20 protein-coding genes are annotated in these 19,359 nt (G+C 57.7%); 11 read left to right on the top strand and 9 right to left on the bottom strand.

The window, feature by feature from the left end:
* The 5 genes from ACRDD5_RS17220 to ftrA form a co-directional block, all read right to left on the bottom strand.
* On the bottom strand, positions 1–1,465 hold a 1,465-nt coding region (locus tag ACRDD5_RS17220; protein ID WP_438677463.1), incomplete at its 3' end, for a signal transduction protein.
* Between the two features lie 20 nt (positions 1,466–1,485).
* Positions 1,486–3,078: an FGGY-family carbohydrate kinase gene (locus ACRDD5_RS17215; RefSeq protein WP_438677462.1), complete on the bottom strand. Its 1,593-nt coding sequence runs from the start codon at positions 3,076–3,078 to the stop codon at positions 1,486–1,488.
* 263 nt (positions 3,079–3,341) lie between these two features.
* Positions 3,342–3,749: a type II toxin-antitoxin system HicB family antitoxin gene (locus ACRDD5_RS17210; RefSeq protein WP_271284094.1), complete on the bottom strand. Its 408-nt coding sequence runs from the start codon at positions 3,747–3,749 to the stop codon at positions 3,342–3,344.
* Positions 3,750–3,795: 46 nt separating this feature from the next.
* Positions 3,796–3,981 (bottom strand): type II toxin-antitoxin system HicA family toxin, encoded by a 186-nt coding sequence (locus tag ACRDD5_RS17205; protein ID WP_438677461.1) that lies wholly within the window; start codon positions 3,979–3,981, stop codon positions 3,796–3,798.
* Positions 3,982–4,079: 98 nt separating this feature from the next.
* Positions 4,080–5,051 carry a transcriptional regulator FtrA gene (gene ftrA / locus ACRDD5_RS17200; protein WP_438677460.1) on the bottom strand — a complete coding sequence of 324 codons (972 nt, stop codon included), beginning with the start codon at positions 5,049–5,051 and terminating at the stop codon, positions 4,080–4,082.
* 110 nt (positions 5,052–5,161) lie between these two features.
* Between ftrA and ACRDD5_RS17195 the strand changes: the two genes are divergently transcribed.
* The 5 genes from ACRDD5_RS17195 (at position 5,162) to ACRDD5_RS17175 (ending at position 9,891) form a co-directional block, all read left to right on the top strand.
* Entirely contained in the window at positions 5,162–5,557 is a 396-nt protein-coding gene (locus ACRDD5_RS17195) for a rhodanese-like domain-containing protein (RefSeq protein ID WP_438677459.1), read from the top strand.
* A gap of 108 nt (positions 5,558–5,665) precedes the next feature.
* On the top strand, positions 5,666–6,169 hold the full coding sequence (locus tag ACRDD5_RS17190) for a DUF1993 domain-containing protein (RefSeq protein ID WP_271284090.1): 504 nt from the start codon (positions 5,666–5,668) through the stop codon (positions 6,167–6,169).
* Positions 6,170–6,395: 226 nt separating this feature from the next.
* Complete coding sequence (locus ACRDD5_RS17185) at positions 6,396–8,687, top strand: FdhF/YdeP family oxidoreductase (RefSeq protein ID WP_438677458.1); 2,292 nt, start codon at positions 6,396–6,398, stop codon at positions 8,685–8,687.
* A 104-nt stretch (positions 8,688–8,791) separates the two neighbouring features.
* On the top strand, positions 8,792–9,199 hold the full coding sequence (locus ACRDD5_RS17180) for an MbcA/ParS/Xre antitoxin family protein (protein WP_438677457.1): 408 nt from the start codon (positions 8,792–8,794) through the stop codon (positions 9,197–9,199).
* Positions 9,196–9,891: an RES family NAD+ phosphorylase gene (locus ACRDD5_RS17175; RefSeq protein ID WP_438677456.1), complete on the top strand. Its 696-nt coding sequence runs from the start codon at positions 9,196–9,198 to the stop codon at positions 9,889–9,891. The genes ACRDD5_RS17180 and ACRDD5_RS17175 overlap by 4 nt, the downstream gene beginning before the upstream one ends.
* Here the strand turns inward: ACRDD5_RS17175 and ACRDD5_RS17170 are convergent.
* Positions 9,888–10,211: an AzlD domain-containing protein gene (locus tag ACRDD5_RS17170; RefSeq protein ID WP_271284086.1), complete on the bottom strand. Its 324-nt coding sequence runs from the start codon at positions 10,209–10,211 to the stop codon at positions 9,888–9,890. The two genes, ACRDD5_RS17175 and ACRDD5_RS17170, sit on opposite strands and share 4 nt — an antisense overlap.
* A 1-nt stretch (position 10,212) precedes the next feature.
* A complete protein-coding gene (locus ACRDD5_RS17165; RefSeq protein ID WP_438677455.1) occupies positions 10,213–10,947 on the bottom strand; it encodes an AzlC family ABC transporter permease in 735 nt (244 codons plus the stop codon).
* Between the two features lie 114 nt (positions 10,948–11,061).
* Between ACRDD5_RS17165 and ACRDD5_RS17160 the strand changes: the two genes are divergently transcribed.
* Positions 11,062–11,898 carry an AraC family transcriptional regulator gene (locus tag ACRDD5_RS17160; protein WP_438677454.1) on the top strand — a complete coding sequence of 279 codons (837 nt, stop codon included), beginning with the start codon at positions 11,062–11,064 and terminating at the stop codon, positions 11,896–11,898.
* Between the two features lie 2 nt (positions 11,899–11,900).
* Here ACRDD5_RS17160 and ACRDD5_RS17155 read toward each other — a convergent pair whose 3' ends face one another.
* Both ACRDD5_RS17155 and ACRDD5_RS17150 read right to left on the bottom strand, forming a co-directional pair.
* Positions 11,901–13,082, bottom strand: coding sequence for an MFS transporter (locus ACRDD5_RS17155; protein WP_438677453.1), 1,182 nt, complete (start codon positions 13,080–13,082; stop codon positions 11,901–11,903).
* Between the two features lie 73 nt (positions 13,083–13,155).
* Positions 13,156–14,292: an alpha/beta hydrolase gene (locus ACRDD5_RS17150; protein ID WP_438677452.1), complete on the bottom strand. Its 1,137-nt coding sequence runs from the start codon at positions 14,290–14,292 to the stop codon at positions 13,156–13,158.
* 167 nt (positions 14,293–14,459) lie between these two features.
* Here ACRDD5_RS17150 and ACRDD5_RS17145 point away from each other — a divergent pair, with 167 nt between their 5' ends.
* The 5 genes from ACRDD5_RS17145 (at position 14,460) to ACRDD5_RS17125 (ending at position 19,153) form a co-directional block, all read left to right on the top strand.
* A complete protein-coding gene (locus ACRDD5_RS17145) occupies positions 14,460–15,344 on the top strand; it encodes a LysR family transcriptional regulator (protein WP_271284081.1) in 885 nt (294 codons plus the stop codon).
* A gap of 31 nt (positions 15,345–15,375) precedes the next feature.
* Positions 15,376–16,626: an MFS transporter gene (locus ACRDD5_RS17140; RefSeq protein ID WP_438677451.1), complete on the top strand. Its 1,251-nt coding sequence runs from the start codon at positions 15,376–15,378 to the stop codon at positions 16,624–16,626.
* Positions 16,627–16,755: 129 nt separating this feature from the next.
* Positions 16,756–17,733: a DUF1852 domain-containing protein gene (locus tag ACRDD5_RS17135; RefSeq protein WP_438677450.1), complete on the top strand. Its 978-nt coding sequence runs from the start codon at positions 16,756–16,758 to the stop codon at positions 17,731–17,733.
* Positions 17,734–17,760: 27 nt separating this feature from the next.
* Positions 17,761–18,792 carry a methionine synthase gene (locus ACRDD5_RS17130; RefSeq protein ID WP_438677449.1) on the top strand — a complete coding sequence of 344 codons (1,032 nt, stop codon included), beginning with the start codon at positions 17,761–17,763 and terminating at the stop codon, positions 18,790–18,792.
* A gap of 211 nt (positions 18,793–19,003) precedes the next feature.
* A complete protein-coding gene (locus ACRDD5_RS17125; protein WP_271284077.1) occupies positions 19,004–19,153 on the top strand; it encodes a hypothetical protein in 150 nt (49 codons plus the stop codon).
* Positions 19,154–19,359: the final 206 nt, after the last annotated feature.

The raw sequence follows: 19,359 nt of genomic DNA, 5'->3' as shown, positions 1-19,359 counted from the left end.
GCAGTGGCCATTCGGCGTTGGTGGCGCGACGACGGCGCTCAAACTCCGCCGACGGCAGCTCAACGGCATGACCGGTGCCGATGTGCATCACCACGTCGGTGCCTTCATAGTGGGCGCGCGCCCAGATAAAGCGCCCCGCTTTGCCCTGCCCGGCAATGGTGGAACCGCCCGCCGGGAAGAACATGGCCGGTTGACGATATCCGGTCGCCCCGGCAATTCCCCCTTTCAGGTGGGCAAACGGCACGGCACCGGAGATCTCCAGATCCCAGTAGAAGGTACCCTGATAGTCACTGCCCCAGCGGATGTCGTGCAGGGTGGTTTCTGCGGGTTGACCGAATGCCTCCAGCAGCCGCCACAGCATGGTCTGTGGGATCGCTGTGCCCATATCCACCTCGTTAATACAGGGGATGGCTTTGTCGGGCCAGATGGTTTCGCCCTGCTCGTCCGGGACAGGAAAGCGCTCTGCATTACCGATTGCGCCCTCGGCAAAGTCGGACGCGGCGCAGCTGTCTTTCAGCCCCTGCTGATACTGCACGCCCACTGCCGACAGGCCAAAGCGCTTCACAAACCGCGCCATGGCGATCATCATCGCGCACTGCTCCAGCACCTGCTCGCGAGTCAGTTCGCTCGCGCCGTCGCGGCCAAACTGGAACTGCATCCCCCGCTCTTCATACCAGCGCAGGCAGGCTTCGCGCAGCTCTGGCGAAACTTTCTGCATCTCCACCAGCAGGGCTGACTGGGATAACGACTCAACCGGCATCCCGACCTTGACCATCGCCTGCTGCGGGAAGACCCCGTTGATCATCCCCATGCAGAAGGTGTCGAACAGGCCCACGATGGCTTTGTGCTGCAGAATATACTCGCCCACCTGCCGTCCCTGCTGTCCGGCCTGGGTAGACATCACCGCATGGGTCGCCGCCACCGGGTGCAGGTAGTTAAGGGCATGACTGACCGCACCATCGCGCAGCCAGGTCGCCAGCTTTTGCTCAAACATCGGGTCGTCAAAATTCTCCGACCACAGGCGGGAGTAGTTTTTACCCAGGCTGGTTAAGCTGCCCGCCATGCACAGCATCCCGACCAGGCCTGGCCAGGTGCCGTCAAAATTAGCCAGCAGCAGCACCGGGCCGCGATGATGCACCAGCGACGGCGCGATATGGTGCGAATACTGCCAGGCGGTGAGCAGCACAATCAGCGGCGCGTCAGGATCGATGGCGGCAAACAGATCGCTGCCCTCGCGCTGACTGCTGATAAAACCGTGCCCGCGTTCGGTATTCACCGGATGGGCACGGCGCATGCGATAGCCGTGGCGCTCCAGCGCCGCCTGCAGCTTCTGCTCAAACTTTTGCTGTACCGGCCAGCAGGCCAGATTGGCGGACTCGCGCAGATCCGCGTTGGTGATCATCAGGATCTCGCGGTCCTGAGCCAGGATCGGCGTTGGCGCCGCAGGTAGATTCAGTGTCAGCATATTCAGTTCCCTCATTTTTGTTATTTGACCCATTTGTGCATCGCCTGCTGCGCCTGCTGCTGCGGGTGATACATCTCCAGATAAACCCGGTATTTCGCCTGATGAAAATCCGCCGTCGCGGGATCGGCTCGGATAACCCCGCCGGAACGCACCATCGCCCCGGCCGCTATCGGCAAGGTGGCGTATTGCCCGCAGGCCACCGCCCCCATCAGCGCGGCCCCCAGCGTCACGGCGTCTTCTTCATCGCTCAACGCGATGTCGCAGCCGGTGATGTTGGCGTACTCCCGCAGCCACAGCGGGTTTTTGGTCGCTCCCCCGCAGGCGGTGATCCGCTGTATAACGTGTCCGGCGTCACGCAGGGTATCGATGATGTGTCGGGTGCCGTAGGCGATGGCCTGCAGGGTCGCCAGATACAGTCGGGCCAGCCCATCCTGGCCGGATTCCAGGGTTAAGCCGCTGACCACACCCCGGGCAAACGGATTGGCCCGGGGCGAGCGATTACCGTGGTGATCGGCCAGCACGTGCAGCTGCGCCGTGGGCCAGGCTTCGCGCGCTTCCAGCGCCGCCACCCACTGATTGAGGACGGTATAAACACTCTCACCCAGCACGGTCGCCTGCGCCTGCAGTTTCGGCCAGAGGGCGCTCTGGCGAAGGGTCCACTCCACCAGCGCCCCCGCCGCACTCTGTCCGCCCTCGTTCAGCCACTGGTCCGGGAGCATCGCCCCCCAGTAAGGGCCCCACACGCCGGGTACACTCACCGGCTCAGGGCTGACCAGCATATGGCAATTCGAGGTGCCGCTAATCAACGCCAGATTGCCCGCCGACTGCGACGCCACCAGCGCCAGACCGCCCGCATGGGCGTCGATCATGCCGCTGGACACCACAACGTTTTCCGGCAGGCCAAATGCTGCCGCCGTGGCGGGATTGAGCATTCCGGCGCGAACGCCGGGGGCTAACACGGTGGCCGGGATCTTGCCCGGCAGTTCATCCAGCCCCACCGCCGACAGCAGCGTGTGGCTGAAGCGGGAGTGATGCGAGAGATAATTCCATTTGCAGGCCAGGGTGCAGACGCTGGCGACATCCGCCCCCGTCGCACGCCACACCAGATAGTCGGCCAGATCGAACAGTCGCCAGGCACGCTGGTAACGCTCGGGAAAGTGCCGTTTCAGCCACAGCACTTTCGGCAGTTCCATTTCGACGCTCACCTCGCCGCCCACGTAGCGCAGGGCTTCATCGCCGGTGGCGTTGATGTCGAGGGTCTCCTGGGTGGCACGGTGATCCATCCACATGATGATGTCCCGCTCGGGTTCACCCTGCTCTGCGACAGAAATCCCGCGCCCTTCGCTGTCCACCACCACCAGCGAGCAGGTTGCGTCAAAGCCGATACTGCACACCGCCTGGGCAGGGATCGCAGCATGCTCCATCGCCTCGCGTACCGAATCACACACCGCCTGCCAGATGTCCTCTGACGACTGTTCAACAAAATTTACCCGGGAAGAGAACTGCTGAATGGGGCGAACGGCGAACGCTCGTCGCTGACCACTGCGGTCGAAAATCCCTGCCCTGACGCTGGCGGAACCGACATCGATCCCAATGAAAAATGACTCGCTCATGATGCTAACCCCGAAAGCTAACTCGAGTTAGCAATTTAGATGCAGCCATTCAGCGCGACAAAGACTTTGCGCGGATTATGTGATGGCTCTCAAGATTAATAATTTATGTGAATGTTTATTAAGGAGATTATTTAAAGTCCGTTATAAGGCAGCATCAAAAACCCTGTTACTCTATAATCGACTTTGTTTTAGCATTAAAACAGCGGAAAATAAAAAAGCCCACTGTCGTGGGCTATAACTATGTTCGTGATGGGAATACTATTTTAAGAGCGCTTTAATAACTCCCGCCGCGCTAATTCGGCGATAAAACCGCTTCGACTGGAAAATTCGCCGTTACTGCTGACATAAGCATCAATTCTTCTTAAAAGATTTTGCGGTAACGTGATATTTAACTTAGTAGCTTTACCTTCATATTTGCTTGTGTCGATATCGACGAAGCCCCACATACCACCCTGACAATCTTCATCATCTTTATGCGCATTCATGCTTCTCGCCGCCGGGACGTCCTGCCCTTTCTCACTCTGATATTCCAGATACGCATCGATAGCGGCATGAGCATCGGCGATCGCATCGTCAATGGTATCGCCAGCGAAATAACATCCTGGAACGTCCGGCACAAACCCTGAATATGTGCCGCTGTCGGCCTGATGTAAGTAAACTGGATATTTCATACATTATTTCCTCTCTAATAAGTGACGCGCGGTGCACACCACCTCATTATTTATTTTCGCCCATCTGCTTAAGGATTTTATGCAACGTACCCGTTGCTATATCCTTTTTAGGGTGAGGTACCACTATTGGCTCGGGTTCACCTTCTTTCTCAAAAATATGGTGAGAGCCGCGAGTGCGGACGTGTACCCAACCGGCGTTGATCAATATCTTGATGAGTTCTCCACTCTTCATCCGTTGCCCTCCCTGAGCGAACAGTGGGTATAGTACCCACCACTGCGATTGAGATCAACGCATCAGTAGGTATAGTGGGTATAAATTATGGGTGCAAATTAAACCACCTTCCCCGCAGGGGAAGCAAACCCTCTCCGATACGCCGCAGGCGTGGTCGCAAAATGGTGCTTAAAGTGGTGCCGCATCGTCGCTACGCTGCCAAACCCTGCGACCTCGGCAATTCTCTCAATCGACAGTGCGCTGTTTTCCAGTAAATCCTGACAGCGGCTCAACCGGGCGTTGAGCAACCACTGGGCCGGAGTGCTGCCGGTAGTGGCGGCAAACCGGCGTAAAAAGGTACGCGGGCTCATGCCAACAAACTCTGCCAGCGAGGCGACGCTGTGCGGAGCGGCGAGATGGGCATGCAGATGATCAAACAGCGATCCGAGCCGGTGGCCTTCATAGGCAACGGGAACGGCCTGCTGGATAAACTGGGCCTGGCCGCCGTCGCGATGGGGTGATACCACCAGCCGGCGCGCCACCTGATTTGCCGCTACGGAACCGTAGTCCCGGCGGACCAGGTGCAGGCACAGGTCGATACCCGCCGCGCTGCCTGCGGAGGTCAGCACATCACCATTATCGATATACAGCACGTCCGGCGTGACCTGAATGGCCGGGTAACGCTGCTGCAGTAAGTCTGTGTAGCGCCAGTGAGTGGTGGCCTGCCGGTTATCGAGCAACCCGGCAGCGGCCAGCACAAACACACCGGAGCAGATCGACATCACCCGCGCCCCGCGCTGATGCGCCGCCACCAGCCGGGCGCAGAGTTCGGCAGGTACCGGCGTGTCCGCACCGCGCCAGCCGGGCACCACGATGGTTCCGGCCTGGTCCAGCAACTCCAGTCCGCCATCAACCACCAGCCGGACGCCTCCCGTCGCGCACAGCTCTCCCTGGTCAACGCCCGCGACCGCAAAGCGATACCAGTTCTCGCCCATTTCAGGACGCGCCAGGCCGAAAATCTCTACCGCGACGCCGAATTCAAAGGTGCATAAGCCGTCATAGGCCAGCACCACCACCAGAGGATTCTTCACCCTTACACCCGCACAATTTTGTCATGATCTTGATGGTATATGGCATTTCTGCCAGCTGTCAAAACCGCACCCTGACCCTAGAGTAAAGACTCAATTTAAGAGGAGTGAGTATGAGCTACGTAACTGATTATCCTGCAGCAGATGCCGATCGCGCCGCTGCGCATTTTTTACACCGACTGAGTGTGGAAACGGATTGCGACGATGTGCACAGTGCCATCAAAGACGACGAGAGGGATTTTGTGCTGCTGCACGTGGTCGGCAGCCCGGAGTCCTTTGCACGGCGTCATGTTCCGGGAGCTATCCATCTGCGCCATCGGGATATCGATGCGCAGCGCATGGCACAATGGCCTGCCGATACGTTGTTTGTCGTCTACTGTGCAGGGCCGCACTGCAACGGTGCCGATCGGGCCGCGCTGAAGCTGGCGCAGCTGGGTCGTCCGGTCAAAATCATGATCGGCGGGCTGACCGGCTGGGCCGACGAAGGTTTTGACTTTAACGCAGCGTAGGGCCGCGCGCGTTTGAGCCTGACAAATCTGCTGTTTCGGTTTACCCTGGCATACCGGTCAGGGGCTAAGCGTCTGACCGGGCACTCAATAACGATAAAGGAGTTTGCAATGTCACTGTATAGCGAAACGAAAGCACAGTTCATCCATGGGCTTCACAACCTGAGCGCGATCCTCGAAAAAGCGCGCATCTGGGCGCAAGAAAACGGCACCGCGGAGAGCGCATTACTGGAAGCAAAACTGGCGGATGATATGTTCCCGCTGGTGCGTCAGGTGCAGGTGACCTGCGATATGGCGAAGCGCGGCGTGGCGCGTCTGGCTGATATCGACGCCCCGGTGATGGAAGATAATGAGAGCACCATTGAACAGTTACAAACCCGGATCACCACAACCATCCAGTGGTTAGAAACGGTGGCTGATGCACAGCTTGAGGGTGACGATGAGCGTCCGATTAAGGTGAAAGCGCGTGAACACGAACTGCATTTCACCGCCCGTGGCTTTGTCTTCTCCTTCGCAGTGCCAAATTTCTATTTCCATTTCACCACCGCTTACGACATTTTACGTCAGGCGGGCGTACCGCTTGGAAAGCGTGACTTCTTAGGCAAGATTAACTGATCCTGCACCGGCTCTGACATCCCTGTCAGGGCCGGCAACTGACAACTCCTCACACGAATCTGATGATGGATTTGTGAGCTGAACTGTGAATAATTTGTAATTGATTTGATAATTATCTGCAGCAAAGATAATTCATCTCTCTTCAGAATCGGGGTCTGACAGACTGGGTTACGCCTGCTGCTGGCCGAAATCAGCCGCCACCCCGAAAACCCCCACAGGAGCACCGATGAGTAACCACAGACGACAGGTCCCAGGCATTCACTATTACGCAGGCCCGGCAGGCGGTTGGGGAGCGTTAAAGGCTACAGCGATTGCGGTGCGTACGCAGATGGATGTCTTCGACGCGCCTGCCACTTTGCTGCGCACCAATCAGCCCGATGGCTTTGACTGTCCGGGCTGTGCGTGGCCGGACAAAGAACACAAATCCACCTTTCAGTTTTGCGAGAACGGCGCCAAAGCGGTGACGTGGGAAGCCACCACAAAGCGCGTCACCCCAGAATATTTGGCGCAACACACCGTCAGCGAACTGTGGGAAAAACCCGATTTCGAGATCGAAGGGCTGGGCCGTCTGACGCACCCGCTTGCTTACCATCCACAAAGCGACACCTTACGCCCGGTCAGCTGGGAACAGGCGTTTGCCCGCATCGGCGAGGTACTGCGCGGCCTGGCACCGGAGCAGGTGGAGTTTTACACCTCCGGGCGCGCCTCGAATGAAGCCGCGTTCCTGTATCAGCTGTTTGCCCGCGAGCTGGGCACCAATAATTTTCCCGATTGCTCCAACCTGTGCCATCAGGCCACCAGCGTCGGCCTGCCCCGCTCAATCGGGATCGGCAAAGGTACCGTCTCGCTGATGGATTTTGATAACACCGAGCTGGTTATCTCCATCGGGCACAATCCGGGCACCAACCACCCGCGGATGATGGGCACCCTGCACGAGCTTGCCCGTCGGGGGGTGCCGATCATCGTCTTTAACCCGCTGCGTGAAACGGCCCTTGAGCGCTTTGCCGATCCGCAAAGCGTGATGGAGATGGCGACCTACAGCGCCACCGACATCGCCTCGACTTACTTCCAGGTCAAAGCCGGTGGCGACGCCGCAGCGCTCAAAGGTATTGCCAAACACCTCCTGCAGCTGGATGCGACACGCGGCAACGTGCTGGACCACGATTTTATCGCCCGCCACACCGCCGGTTTTGCCGAGTTTGCCGCCGATATCGCCGCCACGGGCTGGGAGGCCATCGAGCAGGGTTCCGGGTTATTACGCCCGCAGCTGGAGAGCGTCGCCGACGCTTACGCGAAATCGAACGCCACCATCATCACCTACGGGATGGGCATTACCCAGCACAACAAAGGCACCGCAAACGTGCGCTTGATTGCTGACCTGTTGCTGCTGCGCGGCAATATCGGCAAGCCCGGGGCGGGAATTTGTCCCCTGCGCGGGCACTCCAACGTGCAGGGCAACCGCACGGTGGGGATCACCGAAAAACCGTCGGCGGCGTTTCTGAATAAGCTGGAGGCGGTGTTCGGCTTTACCCCGCCGTCCGCCCCTGGCCACGACGCGGTGCAGGCCGCGCAGGCGATGCTCGACGGACAGGCAAAAGCGCTAATCTGTCTCGGTGGGAACTACGCGGTGGCCATGCCGGACCACGCCCGGACGTTCGCCGCCCTGCGAAAACTGGATCTCAGCGTGCACGTCGCCACCCGACTCAACCGCACCCATCTGCTGGTGGGCAAAGAGACCTTTATCTTCCCCTGTCTGGGACGTACGGAGCTGGATGTGCAGCGCGCAGGCCCGCAGTCGATTACCGTCGAGGACTCCATGTCGATGGTGCATGCCTCCAGCGGCAAACTCACCCCGGCCTCGCCGTGGCTGCGCTCGGAACCGGCAATTGTCGCCGGGATCGCCCACGCCACCCTGCCCGACAGTAAAGTCGACTGGCTGGAACTGGTGGCCGATTACGATCGCATCCGGGAGCGCATCGAGCAGACCCTGCCCGGCTTTGACAACTTCAATGCGCGGATAAGGATCCCAGGCGGTTTTCGCCTGCCGCTGCCGCCAACCGAGCGCGTCTGGCCTACCGTCAGCGGCAAAGCGATGTTCTCGCTGTTTGAAGGCGTTGAAGAGAACAGTCCGGGCGTTGGCGAAAACGTGCTGCGCCTCGTCACCCTGCGCAGCCACGACCAGTACAACACCACGCTGTATGCCCTCGACGACCGCTATCGCGGGGTGTTTGGTCGCCGCGACGTGCTGTTTATGAACGAAGAGGATATGCAGCAACTGGGGCTGGAGCACGGCGACCGGGTGGATATCACCACCGCGCTGCCCGGCAGTACGCAGCGTCTTGATGACATTACGCTGGTGGCCTGGCGTATCGCCCCAGGTACGGTGGCGGCCTATTATCCTGAAGCTAACGAGCTGGTTCCTCTCGACTATCTGGATAAAGAGAGCGGTACCCCATCGTATAAGTCGGTGCCGGTTCAGCTGACTCTGCGCTCAAAAGAGATCCGTCCGATAGCTTAACACCGTTAATGCGAGGTCATCCCGCGCCGTCTTCGCGTAGACAAATAAGGATATTTAGTTCATGCTGAGACTATATTCATCAATCTCAGCACAGGGAGCATTCCATGCCGAAGCACCTGAATCCGGCCTCAATCGCCCGCGGGGATCGCGATTTAATCGCCATCCGGGCCGCGATGAACATCCTGGAAAAGTGGGGCTGCACCACCGAGCAGCAGCAGAACATTCTGCAGCTGTCGCGGGCGGCGCTGTACAAGTACCGTCACAGCGACACGCAGAGCGCGTCACTGAGCCATGACCAGCTCACTCGGGTAAGCTATCTGCTGAATATGCATTCGGCGCTGCGGATCGTGTTCAGCAATCCCGAGAACGTGTACGGGTTTATGACCATGGCCAACCACAATGCCTACTTCAACGGGGCCACCCCGCTGTCGTTTATTGCGGGCGGCGAGTTCGGCAATCTGCATGAAGTGGCGAAGCGCGTCGACGTGCTGCGCGGGGGCCTGGCCGGATGACCGATGCGGAGATCCCAAGAACGGCGCTGGTTCCCCTCAAGGGCTACCGCCTGCTGCATACCAAGTACCCGGCCATCTACGTGTTCGAGGATGTTGCCAGCCCGGAGGCGTTTGACGTTCTCTACGAGATCCAGAAGCTAACCAATCCGCGGCTGTCCACCGAAGTGGGAAACCTGAACCTGCTACCTCGCGAGGAGTGGGTGCTGGGGATCCGCGGTGCGCACTACGCCATGGCCGCCTTCACCCACGTCAATCCGGACGGCAGCCGCTTTTCGAATGGCGATTTTGGTATTTATTATCTGGGGGACAGCCAGGAGACGGCGCTGGCCGAGATTGTCTACCACTGCCAGCACTACTGGCAGAACGTGCCTGAACTGAAGTTTGAACGCTTTGAATACCGCTGCCTGGAAACCGAGCTGGGCCACACCGCCTTTGTCGACATTACCGGCCTGCCGGGCACGCACCCGTATTACCATCCCACGGACTACAGCGAGCCGCAGCATCTGGGCGCCCGTTTGCGGGTCGCGGGCGAAACCGGCGTGACCTACCGCTCGGTTCGCAGACCTGCCGGGATCTGCTGGGCGCTGTTAACGCCCAAACCCATCACCAGCATTATTCAGTCATCCCTGCACCAGATTATCTGGGATAAGGGGATAGTCAGCGTCAGCCAGGTGACGTCGTTACTGGCTTAAGTCGCCAGAAAATAGCCTGCGGCGGTAAACGCCACCACCCCGGCAATCACCGTCGCGAACAGTCCACGGGTTATCACCCCCACAACGGTGGCGAACCCCGCCGCCAGCAGCGCGATGCTGATCCCGGAGCTGGTCATCGCGGGCTTGCTCAGAAGCTCAGCAGCCACCAGCGCGGCCATGATGGCGGTGGGAATAAAACTCAGCCACTGCTGAACAACGCCCGGCAGACGAAAGCGGGACAGCAGCAAAATGGGTACGGTGCGCATCAGGGCGGTCACCAGCGCAGAGGCGATAATCGCCAGCACAATATGTCGTTCCATCCTATTTTCCTTTCCGGGTACGTAACAGCACTGTTGCCAGGGTCGCCGCGAGGGAGGCCGCGACAATCACCACCAGACTGAGCGAACCACTTCCGGCACAGAACAAGGTGATCGCCACCGCGACGGCAATGTTCAGGGTTTCCAGCGTCTTTCGGCGGCTGGCAAACCACATCATCAGGATCAGGCCGATAAACATTGAGACCAGGCTAAAGCCCAGCCCTTCCATCAGCGACGCCGGTAATGTGGTGGCCAGCCAGGCACCCACCACGCACGCAAAAATCCAGTTCAGCCAGGCGGTGACGTTCAGACCCAGCATCCAGGCATAGCTGATTTTGCCCTGCGGGCTGCCGTGCTGAACCGCCACGCCAAAGGTTTCATCCGTCAGCAGCAGCCCGCTGACCATTTTTTGCAGCGTGCTGTAGTCGCGAAAAAACACGCTCATCGATGAGCTCATCAGCAGGTAGCGCAGGTTAACCAGCAGCACGCTCAACACCACCGACGCCATTTCGGCCCCCGCCGCCCACAGGGAATAAAACAGAAACTGCGCCGACCCGGCGTACAGACCACCGGCCAGCAGGGCAATTTGTCCGGGGGTAAACCCGGAAAGCGTGCCAATCGCCCCGGCGGCAAAGCCTATACTCCAGTAGCCCGGAATGGTCGGCAGACAGGCCGCGACACCGGCGCGGAAATCACCCGACGTGGAGGCGGCCCGGCCGGTGTTTGTCTTCATCAACATCTCTTTTTCCCTTATATTACTTAGCTCAATAACAATCTTACGAATTAGCTGAAATCGCTATAGTAAAATCCTGCTCAGCCGTGAAATTTACGCAGGCGGGGAGAGGAAGCGGACGTGGTGCAACAAAAACGCGATGAGATTAGCCTGTGGCGCGACAGTCAGCTGCACGGTGGGATGGAGATCCTGCAGGCCACCTGCTATGAGCACAGCTACCCGCCGCATTTTCATGATGAATTTGTGATCGCAGCGTTTGCCCGCGGGGCGCAGCGTACCCGGGTATGCCGGGAAAACGGCATTGCCGCAGCAGGGTCGGTGATGATTATCGCCCCAGGCGAAGTACACACCGGCGAAGCGGTGCAGCGTGATGAAGGCTGGGATTATTGCGCATTCTATCCCGGTGAAAGCCTGCTGAACGAGGTAGCGCAAACGGTGCTCAGCGGCAAAGGCGCGGTGAATTTCGGCACGCAGGGGATCCGACACGATCCAGTGATGGCCCGCCGCATGCTGCAGGCGGCGGCCTTGATCAAACAGAGTCCTGACCCGCTGGAAAAAGAGTGCGTGATGTATCAGATCCTCAACCTGCTGGTAGGTCATTACGGTGAACGTACCGTCAAAGGGTCGCGCCAGCGCGTTTTGCGGGCGGATATCCGTCAGGCGATCGACTTTTTGCACGGCTCTTATACCCAGTCCCTGTCGGTGAAGGAGATTGCGCAGGTGGCGGGACTCAGTGAATTCTATTTTATGCGCACCTTCCAGAAGATGACCGGGCTTTCCGTGCACCAGTATCTGACACAAATCCGCCTGATGCGTGCCAAAGCGCTGCTGGCCAAAGGGGTCAGCGCTGCCCAGGTAGCCAGCGACATCGGCTTCTTTGACCAGAGCCATTTGATTAAGCACTTCCGGGCGCATTTTGGCACCACCCCGGGTCTTTTTGCTGCGGCGTCCCTGTAAGATCAGCCCGCGAGACCCTGACGTGAGGTGATCAACGTCAGGACCCCGGCGCACAGCAACAGTACGCCACTCATCGCAAACGCGCTCTGCCAGCCCAGATGGTCAAACATCAGGCCGCCCACCGTGGATCCCAGCGCAATCGACAGCTGAATAACCGCAACCATCAGCCCCCCACCGGCCTCTGCATCATCGGGTAGGGTGCGGGCGATCCACGTCCACCATCCGGTTGGCGCCGCCGTCGCCAGCATCCCCCACAAGCCTGACAGCAGGGCAACTATCCAGACGCTGTGCCCGGTCAGGATCAACATCCCGGCGATGGCGGCCATCAGCAGCGGGATGGCGATCAGCGTCAGGTAAAATCGCGCGTTAAGGAAGGTAGAAACGATCAGCGTGCCGACAAAACCCGCGACCCCGAGGGTGAGCAGGATCAGCGATAAGCCGGACGGACTTACCCGGGTGACGGTTTCCAGAAACGGGCGCATGTAGGTGAATAACGCAAACTGCCCCATAAAGAACAGGCCGCAGGCCAGCATACCTGTCGAGACGATGCGGCGACTGAACACGCGAAAAACCGTTCCGCGCGACGGTTTACTGTCGCCGCGCATGTTGGGCAGGCTAATCCACTGCCAGATGAAGGCCAGTATCGCCACCGGGACCAGACAAAGAAACGCTCCACGCCAGCCGATGGTGGCGCCGAGATAGCTACCCAGCGGGGCCGCCACCACCGTCGCCAACGCATTGCCGCCGTTGAAAATGGCCAGCGCACGGGGGACCTGATGCGTCGGCACCAGCCGAATGGCGGTGGCGGCAGACATGGACCAGAACCCGCCGATGGCGATACCAATCAGGGCCCGGCCTGCCATATACACCAGATAGCTGGACGCAAACGCAATAATCATTCCCGACACGGCCATCAGCACCGTCATCCCCAGCAGGAGATATTTACGATCCACCTTGCCGGCAATAGTAGAAATCGTCAGGCTGGTGATAACCGCCAGCGCGCCGGAGATGGCAATGCCCTGCCCTGCCAGCCCCTCCGTTACGCCCAAATCGGTGGCAAGGGGCGTGAGCAGGCTGACCGGCATAAATTCAGATGCAATCAGGACAAAGACGCACAGGGTCATGGCAAAAATACCGCCCCAGTACGCATTTTGGTGTGGTGTGGTCTGGCTGAGTGTGGACATATTCAGATTTCGCGAAGGCCAGCGTCAACGCCACCGGTCAAAGACCGGTGGCTTAAACGTACTGGTTAGGGGTTTATTTCAGGCTGGTTTTGAAGAATTGCTCAAAGCGGGCAAAAGGTATTTTACCGGCGGCATTGTCGTATAAGTCCACATGGTTTGCGCCCGGGACCACCACCAGCTCTTTGTGCTCGCTGCCGACCGCTTTATACGCATCTTCAGCAAAGTAGCGTGAGTGCCCCTTCTCACCGGTGACGATAAGCGTCGGGATGGTGATTTCATTGGCATAGCTCAGCAGCGGCATATTCATGAACGACAGCGGCATGGTCGCCGTCCATGCGCCCGTTGAGTTAACCGAGCGCGCGTGGAATCCGCGTGGCATCCGGTAGTAGTCAAAGAACTCTTTCAGCACCGGATGCGGATTGGCCGGTAACGCCTCGGGCAAAATACGTTCCCCGGCGGTGACGTTGCCGTTCTGGTCGACATTCAGATCATGCCCGCCATGGGCGAAGGTGCCGCTTTCTGCATCCTTCCAGCGCTGCGCGTTCAGATACTCCAGCACGGCATGGCGATCGGCCGCTGAATAACGGTCTTTGCCGTCGCCGACCCCGTGGCCCATCGCCCGGCTCATGTCGTACATCACGCTGGTGGCGACCGCTTTGACGCGGGTATCCATCGAGGCGGCATTCAGTGCCATCCCGCCCCAGCCACAGATCCCGAGGATACCGATCCGGTTACGATCGACCTCTTTTTGTAACCCGAGGAAATCCACCGCCGCACTAAAATCTTCGGTGTTGATATCCGGAGAGGCGACGTTGCGCGGACTCCCACCCGATTCGCCGGTGTAAGAAGGATCGAATGCCAGCGTGACAAAGCCCTGTTCAGCCAGAGTCTGGGCATACAGACCGCTGGATTGCTCTTTGACCGCGCCAAAGGGACCGCTGACCGCAATCGCGGCCAGCTTGCGATCGCCGCGGTCTTTCGGCAGGTACAGATCGGCCACCAGGGTGATGCCGTAGCGGTTCTGGAAGGACACCTTGCGGTGATCGACCTTACTGCTCTCGGCGAAGGTCTTGTCCCATTTCTGTATCATTGAAACGGGGGCGTTCGGATTAGCTGTATCAGCATAACTCATTGTCGTCACTCCACTTAATGATGCACAGAGCAGCATGGCGGGTAATGCAGTTGTCAGTTTTTGGGTAAATGCCTTCATGAAAGATCCCCTTAAATACAGGATTCAGGTACAGGTTTCATACGGACAACGCTGCTGTGCTTTGTTGCAATGAGGGTGATTATAGTTAGCAGAAATAGTGCTGATTAGAGGGCGAATACTGCTAGGATTAATATCAAATTGTTATAGATACGCACGGGAATCCATTGATGGCGAAGCGGGAAAACTACAATGAGCTGTACCTGTTTATGCAGGTCGTGCGGGAAGGCAGTTTCACCGCCGCCGCACAGCGGCTGGGGCTGGCGCAATCGGGGATCAGCCGTTCGGTGCGCGATCTCGAGGAGCGGCTGGGTGTTCAGCTGCTGGTGCGCACCACCCGCAGGCTGTCGCTGACCCAGGCGGGGGAGCAACTCTACCAGACGACAGAGTCCGGCTTTGACGCCTTAGATCTTGGGCTTGCGACCTTGGCCCATTATCGCCAGACCCCTTCCGGTTCGGTGCGCATCAATGCCAGCCAGCACGCCATTGATAAATGTCTGCTGCCGAAGCTGGCGGTGTTTAAACAGCGATATCCTGATATCCGGCTGGAGCTGATGAACGAAAGCCGGTTCGTCGACATTATCGCCGAGCGATTCGATGCGGGGGTGCGTCTGGGCCCGGAGGTGGGCCAGGGCATGATCGCGGTGCGCATCACGCCCGACATGGAGATGGCAGTGGTGGCGACGCCGGAACATTTTCGCCGCTACGGCTTTCCGCAGGCCCCGGCGGATTTAGTGGCCCATCCCTGTATTGCCTACCAGTTTGCCGACGGCAGCCTGTACCAGTGGGAACTCAATCAGGACGGAAAAAAAATCACCCATCAGCCGCAGGGACAGTGGGCCTTATCGGACAGCTACATGGAAGCCGAAGCCGCCCGGCTGGGTCTGGGTCTGGCCTATGTGCCTGTCGAACTGGTGGCCGATGACCTGGAACGGGGTGTCCTGATCCGGGTATTGCAGCGTTACAGCCTGCGCATGGAGGGGTTATTCCTGTATTATCCGCATCGCAACGTCTCACCCGCCCTGCGAGCCGTCATTGATACCCTGAAAATCTGACTGACTGCCTTTAACTGCGAAGCCATTAAAAATGAACACCGACAATAAACGCGCGCACGCTTTTCACTTTTCCCCTTTCCGTCATCTCTTTTTTGCGCGCTTGCTCACCGTGCTGGGCAACGGTATTGCCCCCATCGCGCTGGCGTTTGCGGTGCTGGATATCGGCGGTTCGGTCTCTGATTTAGGCTGGGTCGTTGCCTCCCGCTCCATCTTTAATGTTGCCTTCCTGCTGCTCGGGGGCGTGCTGGCAGACCGCTATTCCCGCAGCCGGGTGCTGGTCTCGTCTTCGCTGGTTGCTGCCGTTTCGCAGGCTGTCGTCGCCTGGTCGGTGCTGGACGGTTCCGCCACGGTGATGAGCCTGGCCCTGCTCGGCGCCGTGAACGGGGCCGCTGCCGGCATCACCTTACCGGCCTCTTCTGCGCTGGTTCCCCAGACGGTTCCCGGAACAAATCTGCGCCAGGCCAATGCGTTTATCCAGCTCGGGGTGTACAGCGGAACGGTGATCGGCGCGTCGCTGGGCGGGCTGCTGGTCAGCTCTGTCGGGCCAGGCTGGGGACTGGCCATTGATGCGCTGGGCTTCGCCGCCGCCGCCCCGCTGTATCTGTTTATTCGTGTTGCCCGCGTCGACACCGGGGCACCGCAAAACAACATCCTGCAGGACTTAAAAGAGGGCTGGACAGAGTTCGCCAGCCGGGCCTGGGTGTGGTCGATTGTCGTTCAGTTCACCATTATTAATGCCGCCTTCAGCGGGGTGATGATGGTGCTGGGCCCGGTGATCGCCGACGCCTCTTTTGGCCGCGCGCACTGGGGGATAATTGTGGCGGCACAGAGCGTTGGGCTGATCGTGGGCTCCTCCCTCGCCCTGCGCTGGCGTCCGCGCCGGGACCTGTTTATCGGGGTGTTGCTGGTGTCCCTCTGCGCGTTACCCATTTTTATGATGAGTCAGCTCGCGGCAACCCCGTGGCTGATTGCCGCATTTTTTATCGCGGGCGTCGCATTTGGCCTGTTTGGTGTGGCCTGGGCCCATTCGCTGCAGACCCATATCCCACCGGAAAAGCTGGCGCGGGTGTACGCCTATGACGCGGTGGGATCCTTTGTGGCCATTCCCTTCGGGGAGCTGATCGCCGGTCCGCTGGCCGTGCAGTACGGTTCCAGCAACGTGCTGTTGGTATCCGCCATTGCGGTGGTCATCGCCACCCTGGGTGCCGCGCTGGTGCCGGCGATTCGACGGCTCGATAATGCGCCACAGATGACCTCCCACAATGCTGTAAAAGCGTCATGATGAAACCCGCTCAGGCTACAACATGAAGATATCTCATGTTGTAGTGAAATTTAGTCGCTATCACTGTTGCTGAGGCTCTGGCATAACGTATGTAATGTTAACGAATTAGCAACAAGAAGACTGAATATTATGAATAACGCATTCACATTTACGATTAAGCACAGTCTTTTCGACGAGAATTATAATCCTTCGGAAAACACGCGCATCACCACTAATTTTGCGAATCTGGCCCGCGGGGAAAACCGCCAGCAGAATCTGCGCAACACGTTAGTGATGATCGATAATCGCTTTAACGCCCTAGCGCACTGGGATAACCCCAACGGCGATCGTTATTCCGTCGAGCTGGAGATCATCTCCGTTGAGATGAATATTGGTGACGATAATCAGGCCTTCCCGGCAATTGAAATCCTGAAAACCAATATTATTGATAAAAAAACCAACGAACGCATCGAGGGTATTGTCGGGAATAACTTCTCCTCTTACGTTCGCGATTATGACTTTAGCGTGCGGCTGTTAGACCATAATAAAAATCAGGCCGGTTTTAGCATCCCGGATGACTTTGGCGATTTACACGGCAACATCTTTAAGCATTTCGCTAACTCAGCAGAATACAAAGCGAACTTCAGCAAAGCACCGGTGATCTGTCTGAGCGTCTCGAATAAAAACAGCTATCAGCGCATCGGTAATGTGCATCCTGTTTTAGGCATCGAATACCAACAGCACGGCACCTCGCTGACTGAAGAATACTTCAAAAAAATGGGCCTGCAGGTGCGCTATTTCATGCCGCCAAACAGCGCCGCGCCGCTGGCGTTTTATTTCTCCGGCGATTTACTGGGTGATTACTCGTTTGTGGAGCTAATTGCCACCATCAGTACGATGGAGACCTTCCAGAAAATTTATCGCCCGGAGATTTATAACGCTAACTCCACGGCCGGACAGTATTACCAACCGAACCTGAATAACCAGGATCATTCCTTAACAAAAATCGTTTACGATCGGGAAGAGCGTAGCCAGCTGGCAATTGAGCAGGGCAAGTTCACCGAAAAGCATTTCATCAAACCTTACAAGAATATTCTTGAGCAATGGTCTGCTAACTGCGCTGTTTAATTGATTAAAAATATAAGGTCACCTGTTATGAAAACATTGCTCCCTACGTCGACTGCCGGCAGCTTACCGAAACCGTCCTGGCTTGCAGAGCCAGAGAAGCTATGGTCCCCCTGGAAATTAGAAAACGAAGAGTTAATCGAGGGGAAAAAGGATGCGCTGAGTTTGTCGCTGTTCGATCAGCTGCGGGCCGGGATTGATATCGTCAGCGATGGCGAGCAGACCCGCCAGCATTTTGTCACTACCTTTATCGAGCACCTCAGCGGCGTTGATTTTGAGAAACGCGAGGTGGTTAAAATTCGCAATCGCTACGACGCCAGCGTGCCGACCGTGGTCGGGGCGGTAGAACGCCAGAAACCGGTATTCGTTGAAGATGCGAAATTCTTACGTCAGCTCACCAAACAGCCGATCAAATGGGCGCTGCCTGGGCCGATGACGATGATCGATACCCTGTATGATGCCCACTATAAAAGCCGCGAAAAGCTGGCCTGGGAATTCGCCAAAATCCTGAACCAGGAAGCCCGAGAATTAGAAGCGGCCGGTGTCGATATTATCCAGTTTGATGAACCCGCCTTTAACGTCTTCTTTGACGAAGTGAATGACTGGGGTATCGCGGCGTTAGAACGCGCCGTTGAAGGGCTGAAGTGCGAAACGGCGGTGCATATCTGCTATGGCTATGGCATCAAAGCCAATACCGACTGGAAAAAGACGCTGGGCACCGAGTGGCGGCAATACGAAGAAGCCTTCCCTAAGCTGCAACAGTCGGCTATCGATATCGTCTCGCTGGAGTGTCACAACTCGCGGGTACCGATGGATCTGCTGGAACTGATCCGCGGTAAAAAAGTGATGGTCGGAGCGATTGATGTCGCGACCAATACCGTAGAGACCGCAGAGGAAGTGGCAGATACGCTGCGCAAAGCGCTGCAGTTTGTTGATGCCGACAAGCTCTACCCTTCCACCAACTGCGGCATGGCACCGTTATCGCGTCGGGTTGCTAACGGCAAGCTCAACGCATTACGCGCAGGTGCGGAGATTGTTCGCAAAGAAATTTTGGCCCGCTAACGCCCCTTCGGATTAATGCAATCCGCCTATAATTTTATGGCTATTCATAACGCACGGGAGTATCGTTTTCGGTCTACACCGACATAAGCCCGTGCTTATGATGATCCCTTCAATTGCTGGCTGACAAAGCCTTAACGGGGAAATAATGAGTCACTGTGATCCACAATGCCCATGCCAGAATCCAGATGCGCCGAAATACCCTTCCGGAAAAATGTTCCGCAATCAACAGGGTGAATCGATGATGGTGGTAAAGAAAGCCGGCACCTTCCCTGATGCGCGTTACACGATCCTGAACATCCGTACCGGAAAAGAGACCGAGCATTCCTATCCGGCGTTAGTGCGCAAAGAGATCGGCAAGTAATGCCCGGCTGGGGTTGCAAACGTAACGACCGCTTCGGCGGTCTTTTTTTGGATATAATCGGCCGTTCTGCTCAAGTCCTTAATCCCCTTTTTCAGAAAGTATGCAAATAACAGACGATTAGAATAGCCCGGCAGTATGGGGTAACTCCCGTAAGACCGGGCTTATGGTGGTTATAGTTGCCTGTTTCTCATTTTTCCGACAACGAA

This window comes from Silvania sp. (genome assembly GCF_051656365.1).
Classification (GTDB): domain Bacteria; phylum Pseudomonadota; class Gammaproteobacteria; order Enterobacterales; family Enterobacteriaceae; genus Enterobacter; species Enterobacter hatchlandensis.
The sequence above is the reverse complement of the archived record's forward strand: the minus strand, read 5'-3'. Positions and strand labels throughout refer to the sequence as shown.

What these genes read in the sequence shown, in the direction of transcription:
- ACRDD5_RS17195 (WP_438677459.1), top strand. Translation starts at nt 5,162, where the DNA reads ATGAGCTACGTAACTGATTATCCTGCAGCAGATGCCGATCGCGCCGCT.
- ACRDD5_RS17180 (WP_438677457.1), top strand. Translation starts at nt 8,792, where the DNA reads ATGCCGAAGCACCTGAATCCGGCCTCAATCGCCCGCGGGGATCGCGAT.
- ACRDD5_RS17155 (WP_438677453.1), bottom strand. Translation starts at nt 13,082, where the DNA reads ATGTCCACACTCAGCCAGACCACACCACACCAAAATGCGTACTGGGGC.
- ACRDD5_RS17145 (WP_271284081.1), top strand. Translation starts at nt 14,460, where the DNA reads ATGGCGAAGCGGGAAAACTACAATGAGCTGTACCTGTTTATGCAGGTC.
- ACRDD5_RS17205 (WP_438677461.1), bottom strand. Translation starts at nt 3,981, where the DNA reads ATGAAGAGTGGAGAACTCATCAAGATATTGATCAACGCCGGTTGGGTA.
- ACRDD5_RS17190 (WP_271284090.1), top strand. Translation starts at nt 5,666, where the DNA reads ATGTCACTGTATAGCGAAACGAAAGCACAGTTCATCCATGGGCTTCAC.
- ACRDD5_RS17175 (WP_438677456.1), top strand. Translation starts at nt 9,196, where the DNA reads ATGACCGATGCGGAGATCCCAAGAACGGCGCTGGTTCCCCTCAAGGGC.
- ACRDD5_RS17125 (WP_271284077.1), top strand. Translation starts at nt 19,004, where the DNA reads ATGTTCCGCAATCAACAGGGTGAATCGATGATGGTGGTAAAGAAAGCC.
- ACRDD5_RS17185 (WP_438677458.1), top strand. Translation starts at nt 6,396, where the DNA reads ATGAGTAACCACAGACGACAGGTCCCAGGCATTCACTATTACGCAGGC.
- ACRDD5_RS17140 (WP_438677451.1), top strand. Translation starts at nt 15,376, where the DNA reads ATGAACACCGACAATAAACGCGCGCACGCTTTTCACTTTTCCCCTTTC.
- ACRDD5_RS17165 (WP_438677455.1), bottom strand. Translation starts at nt 10,947, where the DNA reads ATGTTGATGAAGACAAACACCGGCCGGGCCGCCTCCACGTCGGGTGAT.
- ACRDD5_RS17210 (WP_271284094.1), bottom strand. Translation starts at nt 3,749, where the DNA reads ATGAAATATCCAGTTTACTTACATCAGGCCGACAGCGGCACATATTCA.
- ACRDD5_RS17150 (WP_438677452.1), bottom strand. Translation starts at nt 14,292, where the DNA reads ATGAAGGCATTTACCCAAAAACTGACAACTGCATTACCCGCCATGCTG.
- ACRDD5_RS17170 (WP_271284086.1), bottom strand. Translation starts at nt 10,211, where the DNA reads ATGGAACGACATATTGTGCTGGCGATTATCGCCTCTGCGCTGGTGACC.
- ACRDD5_RS17215 (WP_438677462.1), bottom strand. Translation starts at nt 3,078, where the DNA reads ATGAGCGAGTCATTTTTCATTGGGATCGATGTCGGTTCCGCCAGCGTC.
- ACRDD5_RS17135 (WP_438677450.1), top strand. Translation starts at nt 16,756, where the DNA reads ATGAATAACGCATTCACATTTACGATTAAGCACAGTCTTTTCGACGAG.
- ACRDD5_RS17130 (WP_438677449.1), top strand. Translation starts at nt 17,761, where the DNA reads ATGAAAACATTGCTCCCTACGTCGACTGCCGGCAGCTTACCGAAACCG.